The organism is Candidatus Nealsonbacteria bacterium CG07_land_8_20_14_0_80_39_13 (genome assembly GCA_002779355.1).
Lineage (GTDB): Bacteria > Patescibacteriota > Minisyncoccia > Minisyncoccales.
This window is the reverse complement of record PEWS01000032.1, coordinates 1-13493: the sequence shown is the minus strand read 5'-3', so window position 1 is coordinate 13493 and position 13493 is coordinate 1. Positions and strand designations below refer to the sequence as shown.

Annotated in this window: 12 protein-coding genes; 1 reads left to right on the top strand and 11 read right to left on the bottom strand. The window is 39.0% G+C overall.

What is annotated here, in order from left to right:
* Positions 1-245: 245 nt before the first annotated feature.
* The 7 genes from COS96_02325 to COS96_02295 all read right to left on the bottom strand — a co-directional run bounded on the left by COS96_02325 (position 246) and on the right by COS96_02295 (position 7542).
* Positions 246-1598, bottom strand: a complete 1353-nt coding sequence (locus tag COS96_02325; GenBank protein PIU43829.1) for a hypothetical protein — start codon at positions 1596-1598, stop codon at positions 246-248.
* Positions 1599-1612: 14 nt separating this feature from the next.
* Complete coding sequence (locus COS96_02320; GenBank protein PIU43828.1) at positions 1613-2341, bottom strand: glycosyl transferase family 2; 729 nt, start codon at positions 2339-2341, stop codon at positions 1613-1615.
* A gap of 11 nt (positions 2342-2352) precedes the next feature.
* Entirely contained in the window at positions 2353-3045 is a 693-nt protein-coding gene (locus COS96_02315) for a PHP domain-containing protein (protein PIU43827.1), read from the bottom strand.
* Between the two features lie 3 nt (positions 3046-3048).
* A complete protein-coding gene (locus tag COS96_02310; GenBank protein PIU43826.1) occupies positions 3049-4035 on the bottom strand; it encodes a hypothetical protein in 987 nt (328 codons plus the stop codon).
* A 138-nt stretch (positions 4036-4173) separates the two neighbouring features.
* Positions 4174-5223: a cell filamentation protein Fic gene (locus tag COS96_02305; GenBank protein PIU43825.1), complete on the bottom strand. Its 1050-nt coding sequence runs from the start codon at positions 5221-5223 to the stop codon at positions 4174-4176.
* 76 nt (positions 5224-5299) lie between these two features.
* The gene (locus COS96_02300; protein PIU43824.1) at positions 5300-6229 is read right to left on the bottom strand and encodes a hypothetical protein; all 930 of its coding nucleotides are present in this window, start codon (positions 6227-6229) and stop codon (positions 5300-5302) included.
* On the bottom strand, positions 6226-7542 hold the full coding sequence (locus COS96_02295) for a hypothetical protein (GenBank protein ID PIU43823.1): 1317 nt from the start codon (positions 7540-7542) through the stop codon (positions 6226-6228). Before COS96_02295 ends, COS96_02300 begins: the two co-directional genes overlap by 4 nt.
* 44 nt (positions 7543-7586) lie before the next feature.
* Here COS96_02295 and COS96_02290 point away from each other — a divergent pair, with 44 nt between their 5' ends.
* The gene (locus COS96_02290) at positions 7587-8492 is read left to right on the top strand and encodes a manganese-dependent inorganic pyrophosphatase (GenBank protein PIU43822.1); all 906 of its coding nucleotides are present in this window, start codon (positions 7587-7589) and stop codon (positions 8490-8492) included.
* On the opposite strand, the gene COS96_02285 is transcribed toward COS96_02290, so the two are convergent.
* From COS96_02285 to COS96_02270, 4 genes are all read right to left on the bottom strand, one after another.
* A complete protein-coding gene (locus COS96_02285) occupies positions 8489-10003 on the bottom strand; it encodes a hypothetical protein (GenBank protein ID PIU43821.1) in 1515 nt (504 codons plus the stop codon). The genes COS96_02290 and COS96_02285 overlap by 4 nt on opposite strands.
* A gap of 62 nt (positions 10004-10065) precedes the next feature.
* Entirely contained in the window at positions 10066-10389 is a 324-nt protein-coding gene (locus tag COS96_02280; GenBank protein PIU43820.1) for a hypothetical protein, read from the bottom strand.
* Between the two features lie 87 nt (positions 10390-10476).
* The gene (locus COS96_02275) at positions 10477-11190 is read right to left on the bottom strand and encodes an anaerobic ribonucleoside-triphosphate reductase activating protein (protein ID PIU43819.1); all 714 of its coding nucleotides are present in this window, start codon (positions 11188-11190) and stop codon (positions 10477-10479) included.
* Position 11191: 1 nt separating this feature from the next.
* On the bottom strand, positions 11192-13351 hold the full coding sequence (locus tag COS96_02270; GenBank protein ID PIU43834.1) for a ribonucleoside triphosphate reductase: 2160 nt from the start codon (positions 13349-13351) through the stop codon (positions 11192-11194).
* Positions 13352-13493: the final 142 nt, after the last annotated feature.

Below are 13493 nucleotides of genomic sequence, written 5' to 3'. Positions count from 1 at the left end.
CAGAGTTATCCACAGCATTGACGAATTTTTACCAGTAAAATCAATTTACAAATAAAAAAAGGGAGAGATTAAATCCCTAAAATTTAAAATCCCATAAATTTTTGATACCCTTAATATTCTTAATATGGGGCAGTATAAACAAAACTCCCAGCGACGCAACCGTCGCAATAATTATTTCCGCCATTTTAGCATTAGGTTAAAGAACTTAATATAAAAATACTATAAAAATAAATCCCTGTCAATTTTTATTGGGAGGGACGATCACCGAGGATGATTTCAAATGTCTTTTCTTCCTTGCCCCTCAAAACCTTCAAAACCACCTTATCCCCGGGATTATATTTATCAATGATTTTCCCCAAAGAATTATCCTTGGTCACCTTATCCTTATCAAATTCCAAAACTATATCGTTCTCCTTCAGCCCGGCTTGAGCAGCTGCGGAACCGGAAACAACTGCTTGGTCTTTTGATTGAACCCATTGAGAGCTTTGCCTATACCAGGAAGTAATCCATGCCCCATAATCAACAGCGAGATTCCTTTCTTTCTGAATTTCCTCATCAATCAAAACATAACGAATCCCTATAAACGGATAAGCAAGCTTGCCTAAGGTTTTTATTTGTTCAATGTCTCTTTTGGCTTTATTGATGGGAATGGTAAAACCGAGACTTTGAGCGCCCGAAACCACAGCTGTATTCATTCCGATCACATCCCCCTTCAAATTAAGCAGAGGGCCTCCGGAATTTCCCCGATTAATGGCGGCGTCGGTTTGGATAATGCCCTCCAATGTCTCGGCCACCTCATCTCCTCCTGAAGCGGTTATTGTTCTCCCCAATCCGGAAACAACGCCGACGGAAACTGTATTTTTAAATTCTCCCAGAGCGTTTCCGATAGCAATAACGCTTTGGCCTATCTGTAAATTTTCAGAGTCTCCCAATTGAACAGTCGGGAATTTAATATTTTCTCCCTGAACCACTTGTATTATGGCGATATCTTGGACTTGATCCCTGGCCAGAACTTTAGCCAAAAATTTCTTGCCGTCATTAGTGAAAACAGTATATTCCGCCTTTTCATCGGAGACAACATGTTTGTTTGTCAAAATCATCCCGTCTTCGCTGACGATAAATCCTGTTCCGCCGCCGACTTCTTTTTTCTCCGTTCCTTTCTGATAATATTCCGGAATTGAAAAACCAAAAGGCTGGCCGAAAAGCTGTTCTATGTCCCCGAAAGGATTTACGAAACGCTGTTCCATTATCGGAACATCCTTGGAAATAATTATGCTTACCACAGCCGGAGAAACACTTTTAACCGCCTGAATTATTTTTTCTTCCTGCGAAGTCTGGGGCTGATATTCTTCGGCAATCCCTTTTCCAATATTGTCCTGAAGCTCTGGAAATTTAGCGTTTAATTGAGCCAATTTTTGCCTGATATCTGAAGATAAATAATCATTAGAGATAACCCCGGCTATAAAACCGAAAGCAGAAGAAAGAATAAATACAAAAATAATAAACAAAATACTTTTATCCTTTAAAAAATCTTCTAATTTTAATTTATTTTCTTTAATTTTAGAGGTATTAATCTCCGGAAGGTCATATAACGACATACTTTGCCTAATTTTTAAATTTTTAAATTTTTATCGTTATCCTTTTTCTCGTAATGGTCAAATTCATATTTAAAAATATCCGTCCTGACCGGACCCAAAAACACAAGGTGGATCTCGCATAAAAGATATTTTATGTAAGTCGTGAACCAGCCATCCCTCTCAAATCTTCTCGGCGAAGCAAGTATGTTCGCTGATTTCAAAATCCCGAATTTCCCAAGCTTAGCCACCTGTCTTGTGTAGAAATGGTCTTCGGCCAGCTTTATCGTTTCGTCAAACCCGTTTACCGCTTCATGGACATTTCTCCTGACCATTATCAAAATAGCGCCGTGAGGAAAAATTCTTTCAACGATCATTATATAAAAATTATAGAAAAAATCATAGAAGAACTTTTCTCTCCTGCTTCCGGAAACAGAACCTAAACAGCAAGTGGCGATGGACAGATCTCTTTTCTTGAATTCATCCAAAAGTCTTCCCAATGAATCTTTTTGTAGAACCAAATCGGCGTCCAAAAATAAAAATATATCTCCCTTAGCCTCTAAAGCCCCTTGATTTCTCCCTCTCGCCGGCAATCCTCCTTTAACAATCCTGCATCCGTATTCTTTGGCAATCTCCACTGTTCTATCTGTTGAACCGGCATCAGCGACGACGATTTCCAAATCCCTAAAAGACTGCTCCTTTATTGATTGAAGGAGTAAAGGTAAATATTTTTCTTCATTTAAAGTTGGAACAATAATACTCAACATATGGATATATTTTAATATATTTTAAAGATTTTTAAAATTCTTAGCGGAGAATAAGCGAAAAAAACAAGGTGCTCCATTAAACTCCACAACTCTCCTCCGGGAGCGGTTTTTTTATTTTTTATGGCGTTATATAAATCAGAAGAAGTTTTCCCCTGAAAAGAAGCGTAAGCTCTTCCGACGGTTAAGGCGATATGAGAATCGCTGCCCCCTGTTTCAGCCAGATGGAAAAGTTCCTTATTAAACTTTTTTGCTTTCCCTCTCCTTATTCTCCCTGCCCAGGAAGCGTTCAAGGTCTCAATGGCGTCAACCTCTTCAAATATTTTAGAAAGAACTTTAAGGGATACGCCCCTTAAGCTCCAGTTGCCGGGATGAGGAATTATGGCTAACCCTCCTTGAGAATGAATTTCCCTGACAGTTTCTAAAACCGTCATTTTCGGCTTTATCGCCTCTTTGAGAAATAAACCAATAACATCGCCTTCTTTAGCGTCCATTTCTTCGCCGATTACCACTTCCACTCCAAAACCAGAAGCTATTTTTTGAGCTTCTTTGGCGCCCTCTATGGTATTGTGGTCGGTTATGGCGATCACATCCATTCCCCTTTTTTTGGCGTTTTCCAAAATATCCTTAACCGAGGAAAATCCGTCCCGGCTGTATTTTGAATGGACATGTAAATCCGCCTTTCCCGACAATAATTCCTTTTCCATGTTTTATTTATTAAACAATGTCTTTGCTTCTTCCCAAATCTGTGGCTGATTTTGCTTTTCTTTCAGCCAATACCACCATTCCGCTCCCCAAAAATAAAATTCGTCAAAACCTGTTTTTTTAGAAAAACTGACAATTTCCCTGAATCTATCTAAGCTCACTGTTTTTTTCTGTTCTTCCGGAGGGCAAGCTTGAAGGGACTGCTTACACCATGGCTCGGCCTGCAATTCGCTGACAATAACTTTTTTGTTAAATATTTTTTCAATAACCTTTGCTTTTCTGGCGTAAAAAACAGGGGGAAGGGGGTAAGAAATATATCTTTCAAATTGGTCAAACCAAACCTTCCTATACATTGTCGTCCCGACAACATCGCCAAGCTGGGCGGCCACAAACCAAAAAGAGCCTTCCCCACTGTCCGTTATCATCACCGGCCTTTTCGTGTAGTCAATTTCTTTTACCAAATTTATTTCTTTTTTCAAGAAATTTTTATCCACCCAAGGACATTTCCCGAAGGGAAAAAGAGGCTCATTTTCCACCTGCCAGACAGAGATAGCGCTTGAACCCCTATATCTGGAGACAACCTCTTTTACCATAGCCAGAATTTCTTCCTGCTGCTCTTCCTTGGATAAACCTCCTGCCCATTGAGGGATATGGCATTCCGGCCAGCGCGGAGCCTTCATCCCGACAGCCAAGACAACTTTGGCCTTATTTTTTTCCGCCTGCTCTATCTGCCAATCCAAATCGTTGAAGTTGTAATTATTTTTTTCCGGCTCAATCAAGCTCCAGTAAGCAACAATTTTCAGAACTTTAACGTTCATATCTTCAAGCAAGGCCAAATAATTTTCTTTCCAATCCAAACCGAGGGCTTGGCTTTGTATCTGGGAGAAATTAACTCCCCAAGAAATATTTTTCGCCTCCTTGGCGCTTCCGATAAACAAAAATCCGGCCAAGCAGACCAAGACAACAACAACGACCAATAAAAATAATAACATATATCTAAAAACTTTTTTTATAACAGTATTCATATATTTATTCTATCCTTTATTCTATCAAAAAATCACCTCCCGACAAAATCAAGACGATTTTTAAAAAAATGGAGACCACGAGGGTCTACCGATTTTTACCCTTGCTCAAAAATAGTTTTTGACGACGAACTTGAATTGCTGGATAAATAATTGCTTCAGCATCCTTATGCTGTTTTGTTCGTAAAAAATAATTATGGCTTTTTTATAATCTCCTTCATCTATGCTTCTGAAAGACAATGGGCAGGCATCATCAGCCAAGAGGATAGAATTAGTTAAAAGTCGGGAAGTCCGCTTATTCCCATCTTCAAAGGGCTGGATATAGGAAATCATCGCCAAACCGACAAGCGCCTTAGAAAAACAATCATCCAAGCCATTGATGATTTTAACTGTTTTTTCTACCGCCTCATTAATTTGATGTTCATTATCTAATGGTTTATATCTTGTCCCCACCACTCCAACCAAGCCCTTTCTGATTCCATGCTGAACCCCAAGCCCTTCAACAATAATCCTGTGTATATCTTCAATTTTCCGCAAATTGAGTTTTCTGAAATCTTTTCGTTCCCCCAAGATATACTCTAACGCTTTTTTATGGTTAAGAATCATAACAGCCTCTTCTCTTTTGTGGCCTTGCGCCTCTTCCCGATTTTTAATCAAAATCTCCGTGTCTATCAAGGAGTATGTATTCCCCTCAATATGCGACGACTTCCAGCTCAACTCAATGGTTATTCTTTCGAATTCTTTTTTTATGGCAGAAGCCGGCATTTTTTTTATTCTCGCATTATAAGCGTTGTTTAACTCTTTCAACTCGCTTATTTCCTCCAAAGTAAAAATATCTTTCAAATTCTTGAATATATCAAAATTAAAACGTTCAAAAGCGACGCTTCTTTCGTCCGGCCCGTTCTCAAAATACTTATCAGCGTCAAAATAAGACAGTAGCTCATTTTTCACCAATTCTTCATAACGGACGCTCCTCCCCTCCCCTTTTTTCTCAATCAAATTTTCTTCTAAAAGCCGGTTTATGTCTCGGACTACCGTTGTCCTGGAAATATCGCCAAAAAGATCTTTCAAGCATTTTTGAATTTCCTGATTATTCGCGGTCTTTCTTTCACGGATGCATTCAAGAATTTTTAATTGTCTCTTGGTGATTTGTTCCATTTAATTGGGTCATTTTATATGGCTAATTGTATCATTTTGAAACAATTGCGACAAGTGGCGCGCATAAGCGCAATAATCACGAAGCTAAGATGGCGAGGCCGACGGCGATTAAAATAATGGCGATGATTTTCTGGAAAATAATCTCTTTGGAAATATCTTCTTTTAATATTTTAGGAAATTTCCATGAAATAAAAATGGCAAAAATAAACATAAAAGCATATTGAATCCCCTGAAGAGCGTTGACGATGGACACGCTCGCCAAAGGAGCTAAAGCTATGGCCCAGCTGGACAAAATAACGCCGGCCACTCCGGCCATCTGATTAGCTAGAAAGACAACCGCTGTTTTTTTGTTTTCCGAAGATGATTTTTTATTTTGCCTTGAAAGTTCTCCCTTTATTTCTTTTAAGAACAGCAAGAAAATAATCATCCCGGCCAAGAAAGAGCCTATTCTCGTCCAAATAAATCCTGATAAAAACGGCTGATTTAAATAAACATACTTGCTTAAAATAAAATATAGGGAAAGGATTAAGGCCGGGGCCAGACAAGATAATAAAACCTTTGAAGAAATTTGAATATTTTTCCTGTAATTTATCAGAAAACCTCCAAGAACAAGCAAAACGAAGGCAACGAAAGACGCTGTGTCAAGAACTTCCCTGCCTTCGGAAAATATATATATTGATAGAAAAATCATCAGAGCGGAGAGAGCTCCAATGGTAGGGAATACCCGCGAAGCCTCAAAAACTCGCAGAACCCTGTAAAGGAGAAAAAGCCAGAAAATAAATGTTGCTCCGGCAAAAAGAGCTAAAATAATTTGAAAGAAACTCGGGATTTCAAATCCGGCAAAAGGAAAAGGGATGAGAAAAACAACTGAAAGGGAAAGGCAGGCAATATAAAAGCAAAGAATTTTTGGGTTCGGAATTCTTGAACTCAAGAGGTATTTATCAACCAGCGTGGTTACGGAAAAAATCAAATAAGAGGAGATCGCGATAAAAAGCCAGCTGATCATGATTTAGAATTTTCAGAAATTATTTTTTGAATATTGAATGTGCCGAATTTTTTTCCCTCAATAAAGCCCTCCATGGCCACTTCTGCAAACCAGCCTTCATTCAGCCAATCAAAAAGCCATTGATTAACATAATTTGGGTCTTTTTGAGGCCTGCCGGAACCTAAGCCTAAAATCCAATTTCTGTTAAATTCCTCCTGCGAACCGACTGGCGGAGCAATGATAACCGGCAAACCCAAGGCTGTATAGAAAGATAATTCGCTCGGCTTGGTCCAGAAAATATCTGTTTTTCTCAATGCCTGATTAAATTTTTGGAAATATTCTTCTATTTTGTCGGCAGAAATTATTTCTATCCCTTCGTTTTGAAATTTTTCCAAACCGAATTCCTTAATCTTTTCGGAAAAATAATTTTTTACTTCTTTTTTTGTTCCGGCGCAGAGAATTAATTTAATTCTTCCCGCCTCAATATCTTCCCTCAAACTTTTAGCGATTTCGGATCCAATTTCTTTTTGAGCTCCTGCTCCGCCGATAGAAAACATCAAGGTCAGAATATGATCTGATTTCTCCGGCAATCTCTCCAGATGCTCCTTAATCAAGACATCGTATTTCCGGCGATACTTGCCGTTTATATCAAGATTCAACATTCTATGACTCAAATCCCTTCTCAATATCTCCAGTTTTTCTGAACCGATATTTTCCAAGGGCAAAGGAAAACCGGTCAAAAAAATACTCTCCTCTCTTACTCCATAAGATTTAAGCCGTTCAACAACCCTTCTGGTCGGAGCTAAATATTTAATCTTGCTGGTGATGGGAGCAACAGGAGCCCAAGCTCTGGAAATATCAGCATCGCAAATGACACAAAATATATCATTAGGATAACTGAAAGATTCAGCCATAAAAGCTACTGTAAAAAAAGTCGTAACTATGGGCAAAGGATTTTTCTTTAATTTCAATATCAAATGTTTCCCCCAACTTCTTTCTATCAGACGAAATATCCCATTCAAGGGCACGGTAGAGGAGGACAGATCCCTTCTTGGGTAAAAATTCAGTATTTTCTGAAATTGATTAAAAGCTGAAAAAGCCAAAGAGCCGGCTATGGGAATTTTTTTAAAACGAGAAATAAATTCATAAAAATTCCTTGTAGTCTCCCAAACATTTTTATCTTTTTGAGGAATGCCGGCGTAATTATCAGCATTAATGACTTTCCCGCCGAAAGCCATGTTTCTCAAGGGATGAGCTGTCCTTTGATGGCCATACCCCATACTGACGGCAATCACCCAAACCTTCCCATTGTTTTTTGTTGTATTTTTTTCCATATTATTATATTATCATAATAATTAACTATAATTAAATTAAAATTATGATCTATGTAATTGGGCACAAAAATCCGGACACCGATTCCATCTGCTCGGCCATCGCCTATTCTTTTTTCCTAAACAAAAAAGGAATGGAAACAAAGCCGGCCAGAGCCGGAGAAATAAACGCTGAAACAAAAATCGTTCTAAAAAAATTCAGCTTTGATCAGCCGGAATTATTAGAAACCGCCGACGGAAAAGAACTGATTCTCGTTGACCATAACGAAAAAGAACAAATGATAGACGGAGAAACGAAAATCGTCGGTGTTTTTGACCATCACAAAATAAATTTCAGTTATCCGGAACAGATTTATTTCCATGCTAAGGCCGTCGGCGCCACTGCCACTCTTGTAGCTGACAGATTCTTTAAGCACAACATTGATATCTCCAAGGAAATGGCCGGCATACTACTGGGAGCGATCCTGTCGGACACGGTAATTTTTAAATCGCCGACTACGACCAAAAAAGACAAAGAAATAGCTTCAAAGTTAAATGAAAAACTCGGTTTAAACATAGAAGAATTGGGCAAGGAAATTAAAAAAGCCGGCATGGATATGGATAAACCGGCTGAAAGCTTGATTTTAAGAGATTTTAAGGAATTCAACTTCGGGAGCAAAAAGTTCGGCATCAGCCAAATAGAAATAATCGGCGTAGAAGAATTCCTGAAGGAAAGGAAAGGGGAAATTGTTGAGGCGATAAAAAAAGTTAAGCAAGAAAAGCAATACGATTGCCTGATTTTCGCCGTAACGGATATTATGAAAGAAGGAAGCGAAATTTTTGTCAGCGGAGAAGAAGAGGTGATAGAAAAAATTTTTAACATCAAACTGGAGCAAAATTCCGCTTGGATCAATGGCCTAATGTCCCGCAAAAAACAAATCACCCCTCCCCTAGAAACCTTTTTCAAAAACTAGCGGAGGAATTTGGGAACGCTGTAAAACTTATTCAATCGCCAAGTAATATAACCAAGAATCAGATAAGAAATCGCCAGCCAAATCCATGATATTTCCAATGTCCGGGACGCCCAGCCTGCTTGAGAAAAATAATCTATGACTCCGACGGCAAATGTCAGTAAAGCCCAAACAGGTAAAGACAAAACCCATCCCAGCCATGGCCAAATAATCCCGATTAAAGCAAACACGATTCCCAATATCATAATATAAGAAAGCAAAGGAACTATTAAGATGTTGGTAATGGGCGACACTTGGGAAAAATACCCAAAACTATAAATCAAAATCGGCAAAGTAAAAACTTGAGCAGCCATAGTCATCGCCAGAAGGCTTTTTATGGAAACAGCTATTTCTTTAAACGGCGATAATTCCGGATTGCGAATCTTATCAAACCACTGCTGAATAATCGGCATACAATAAATCATCCCGAAAGTAGCCATAAAGGAAAGTTGAAAACCAGTGTCGGATTTTAAAAGTAAGGGATTTTCTGTGAGCATAAAAGTGGCTGCCATCGCCAGCATCCTCCCGGCCACGCTTAATCTTCCGACTTTTTGAGCGAGGAGAAACAGTCCTCCCATAATCCCGGCTCTCACCGCTGAAGCAGGAGCGCCGACCAAAAAAATATAGAGAATAATCATAATTATGGCAAAGTAAAAAGCCTGGCCCCTCCACAATCCCAAAGCAATCCCCAACCACATTAAAACTCCGCTCAATATAACTATATTCATCCCGGAAACAGAAGTAATGTGGCGGACGCCGGTGATATTAAGCTTATCTTTCAATTCCCCGGACATCACGCTTTGATCCCCCAAAATTATGGCCGCCAGAAGCGAACTTTGCGGAGGAGGTATATTCTGGCGCATAACCTCGCCCAAACTTTTTTTGAATTCCAAAACTTTTCCGAAAATTATGGAAAAAATGTCCGTATAATTCTTTTCTTTAAGCAATTCCACTTTCGGAAAATACATAACTGAATAAATGCCATCTTTGGCTAAATAATCTTTATAATTTCCGCCCGAGGATAAACCAGCGGGCTCAAATGGCGCCTCCAAAAGACCGATCAACTTTAATTCATCTCCATAATGGTATTCCGGATAACGGCTTACTGTCGCCAAGATAAGGCTTTTTGTTTTCTCATTCCTGATTGTTAATTTTATATTAGTTTCCCTGATATCCGGCTCCTTCACCACTGTCCCAATAACAACAATCTTCTCCTGACTGTCATTAAGCATCGCCAATTCGTTATCCTTAATTCCCGATTCAAAGAACTGCTCTCTCCAGAACCCTAAAGCCGAAAATAAGACGCAAAAACCAAAAACCGTTATTTTTTTATACTTCCAAAAAATAGAAATGACGGCTAACCCTAAAATGAGAAAAATCGGCAAAAAGAGCCAGGGAATATTAAAAAACGAACCGGCGAAAATGCCGATTATGAAAGCAAAACATAAATAAAGAAAAATTTTAGAAGCAGTCATGGCTCAATTTTAGCATAAAAAAAGGAGTGCCAATATTTGACACCCGACAATACCAGAGATCGTTAACAAATAACTCCCTCTATGATTTCTCCCATAATTTCTTTAATGAAATCTCCCCCAAAAATAACATACCGGCCATACGACACTAGTCTATTTTCATATTCACCCTGCAATCTAATCACTGCCCACTTTCCTTCACCATCTATTTCCGGTTTTTTCCCTCCGCAAGAAAATTTTTTATGGAACATGCTCCTCGCGATATCCATCTTTTTTTTATTTAAACATGCTCCTTTTCCAGACACTTTGACTGTCACTACCGTTTCTTTCTTTCTGTGCGCGCCGTTCCTTACTTCTACCAAAACAATTGGTTTTCCTTCTTGTTCCATTTTGCTGTTATTTTTTTTAATTTTTGATTATAAATGTCCTATCCCAATATTAAAAGATAGCACAATGCGCTATCTTCTGTCAAACGATTACCTTATCCGGCAAACTTCAAAAAGGGAATTTATTTTTTCCTTGACCTCTATCAGCCATTCCTCGGGGAATGGTTTTATTTTCTCAAAATCAGGGTTAATTGTTTTTTCCGGCCTGAAACCTTGAAGATAATATTTCTTAGCCGGCCCAATCCATTTAGCCATTTCTAAAATTTCTTTCTCATCATGAATGGTGGGGACTATAGTGCTCCTGAATTCATAGCCAATCCCGCATTCCTTCAAAATTTTTATGCTTTTCTCAATTTTTTCCGTTAATTCCGGATTTTTTTCTTTCGGCCAACCGTTGGCTTTATAATAATTTTCTTTGGACGCCTTAATATCCATAGCAACATAATCAATCAATTTTTCCTTAATCAAATTTTCCAGCATTTCCGGATTAGAGCCATTAGTATCCAGCTTCACCAAATAACCCTCTTTCTTAATTTCCTCAATAAATTCCGGCAGGTCGTCGTTGACGGTCGGCTCTCCGCCACAAATCACAATCCCCTCTAATAATCCTTTTTTTTCTTTTAAAAATTTTAAAAAAACATCTCGGCTGATTCTCGGCTGTTCCTTCATTTTTTCCGGCAAAACCAATTCCGAGGAATAACAAAAAGGGCAACGAAAATTGCAACTAAAAAGAAAAACCGTAGCGGCCAAATGGCCGGGATAATCAATAAGAGTCAATTTCTGAATCCCGCCGATTTCTACCATCTTATTTCTCCGCCAATTCTTTCTTGATAATTCTATATTCCTTTCTATCCTGATATTCCTGCTGTTTGCCGACATTGTATTGCCTAACCGGTCTGTAATAGCCGACTATTCTGGAATAAACTTCGCAGGGCTGTTCTATGGCGCATTTAGGACAATTGAAATGCTCCCCTGACAAATAGCCATGTGTCGGGCAGATGGAGAATGTCGGAGTTATTGTAATATAGGGCAAATGAAAGTTCTCAAAAGTTTTCTTGATCAAAGCTTTGACTGTTTCTATTTCGGAGATATTCTCCCCTAAAAACATATGCAGAACCGTGCCTCCGTTATACTTACATTGGATTTTGTCCTGTAACTTCAAGGCTTCAAAAACATCGTCTGTGTAATTAACAGGAAGCTGGCTTGAATTGGTGTAGTAAGGCAATTCTTTGGTCCCGACGGAAACAATGTCAGGATATTTTTCCTTATCTTTCTGGCAGAGGCGGTAAGAAGTGCTTTCGGCCGGCGTCGCTTCAAGGTTGTAAATATTGCCGGTTTCCTCCTGATATTTAACTAATTTCTCCCTCATAAAATCCAATACTTCCAAAGCGAATTTTCTTCCTTTTTCAGAACCTATATCCTCTCCGATGAAATTCAAAAGAGCCTCGTTCAATCCCACCAAACCGATGGTGGCGAAGTGATTAGCGAAATAAGTTCTTTTAGCCTGTTTAACCCCTGATAAATAAAACTTGGAATAAGGATAAAGGCCTTTTTCCATAAGAATTTCCACTGTTTTTCTTTTTATCTCCAAACTTTCCTTAGCCAAACCCATTATTTTCCCCAATGATTCAAAAAAATCTTTTTTGGTTTTAGCTAAATAACCGATTCTTGGAAGGTTTATGGTTACCACGCCGATACTTCCGGTAAGAGCTCCTGACCCAAACAATCCTCCTCCTCCTCGGTTGTAAAGCTCTTTCAGATCAAGACGAAGGTGGCAACACATTGAACGGACATCTTCCGGCTTCATTTCAGAATTCACGTAATTGGCGAAATAATTAGTGCCGTATTTCCCCGAGGCGTAAAAAACCAAATCAAAAGCCGGATCGTCCCATGGAAAATCTTTGGTGATATTAATGGTTGGAATCGGAAAATGAAAAGGCCTTCCGCTCTTGTCTCCATCAATCATTGTTTCGTAAAAAGCTCTTGCAATAACCTTCATTTCCTCCCCGAATTCTCCATAAGTTTCTTTTTGAGGCTTGCCTCCGATAATTACCGGCTGATTGGCGTAAGTAACCGAAGGCTTCAAATCTAAGGTGATGTTTGAAAATGGGCATTGAAAACCGACTCTGGTAGGGATAGCCATGTTAAATAAGAATTCCTGCATCGCCTGCTTCACCTGTTGAAAAGTCAAACCGTCATAACGAACGAATGGGGCTAATAAAGTATCAAAATTGGAAAAAGAAACCGCGCCGGCGGCTTCGCCCTGAAGAGTGTAGAGAAAATTAACTATCTGACCTAAAGCCGCTCTTAAATGCTTTGGCGGTTTAGCTTCAACTTTTCCCGGCACCCCGCCGAAACCCTTCATCAATAAATCATAAAGGTCCCACCCCATACAATAGCAGGCAAGCGTGTCTAAATTATGCAGATGCATATCGCCTTCTTTAACCGCCTCCCTTATCTCGCCGGGATAAATTTTATTGAGCCAATATTTTTTTACAATATAAGAAACTCCGTAATGATTCATTCCTTGCAAAGAAAAAGCCATGTTAGCGTTCTCCTGAACCTCCCAATCAAGCTTTCCCAGATATTGGTCAATCCTGTTGACGGCTTCCTCGCTTACTTTTATTGCTTCCCTGATTCTTCTCCGCTGTTCCCTGTAAAGAATGTAGGCCTTGGCTGTTTCAACCAGGTCTTCCAAAATTAAAACCTCTTCAATGGTGTCCTGAATCTGTTCAACTTGAGGAATGTCGCCGTTCTTGAATCTCCTGTTCAAAAATTCCACCACTTTGTCCGCTAATTTTTGGGATAAATGCCCGTCTTTTTGAGTAGTGGCTGTAACAGCCTTGAAAATGGCGCTCTTTATTTTATCTTCGTTAAAATCAACAATAGCGCCGTCCCCTTTTTGGACTTTTAAAATTTTACTCTCTGTTTTTTGTTTTTTGATTGCCTTTGTTTCAGTAGCCATAGCTCCCATTTTACCTTTTTAATTTCCGGCAGTCAAATCCCGCAATTCCCAACCCAAAAAAACAAAAAATAAAGTTTTTTCCAAAAAAAAGAGGGGTCAACGTTTCTTTTTAGGACCTCCTCCAAATATAATTAATACAAGG

Coding starts and splice junctions, on each gene's coding strand:
- COS96_02325 (PIU43829.1), bottom strand. CDS start 1,598: ATGTCGTTATATGACCTTCCGGAGATTAATACCTCTAAAATTAAAGAA.
- COS96_02320 (PIU43828.1), bottom strand. CDS start 2,341: ATGTTGAGTATTATTGTTCCAACTTTAAATGAAGAAAAATATTTACCT.
- COS96_02315 (PIU43827.1), bottom strand. CDS start 3,045: ATGGAAAAGGAATTATTGTCGGGAAAGGCGGATTTACATGTCCATTCA.
- COS96_02310 (PIU43826.1), bottom strand. CDS start 4,035: ATGTTATTATTTTTATTGGTCGTTGTTGTTGTCTTGGTCTGCTTGGCC.
- COS96_02305 (PIU43825.1), bottom strand. CDS start 5,223: ATGGAACAAATCACCAAGAGACAATTAAAAATTCTTGAATGCATCCGT.
- COS96_02300 (PIU43824.1), bottom strand. CDS start 6,229: ATGATCAGCTGGCTTTTTATCGCGATCTCCTCTTATTTGATTTTTTCC.
- COS96_02295 (PIU43823.1), bottom strand. CDS start 7,542: ATGGAAAAAAATACAACAAAAAACAATGGGAAGGTTTGGGTGATTGCC.
- COS96_02290 (PIU43822.1), top strand. CDS start 7,587: ATGATCTATGTAATTGGGCACAAAAATCCGGACACCGATTCCATCTGC.
- COS96_02285 (PIU43821.1), bottom strand. CDS start 10,003: ATGACTGCTTCTAAAATTTTTCTTTATTTATGTTTTGCTTTCATAATC.
- COS96_02280 (PIU43820.1), bottom strand. CDS start 10,389: ATGGAACAAGAAGGAAAACCAATTGTTTTGGTAGAAGTAAGGAACGGC.
- COS96_02275 (PIU43819.1), bottom strand. CDS start 11,190: ATGGTAGAAATCGGCGGGATTCAGAAATTGACTCTTATTGATTATCCC.
- COS96_02270 (PIU43834.1), bottom strand. CDS start 13,351: ATGGCTACTGAAACAAAGGCAATCAAAAAACAAAAAACAGAGAGTAAA.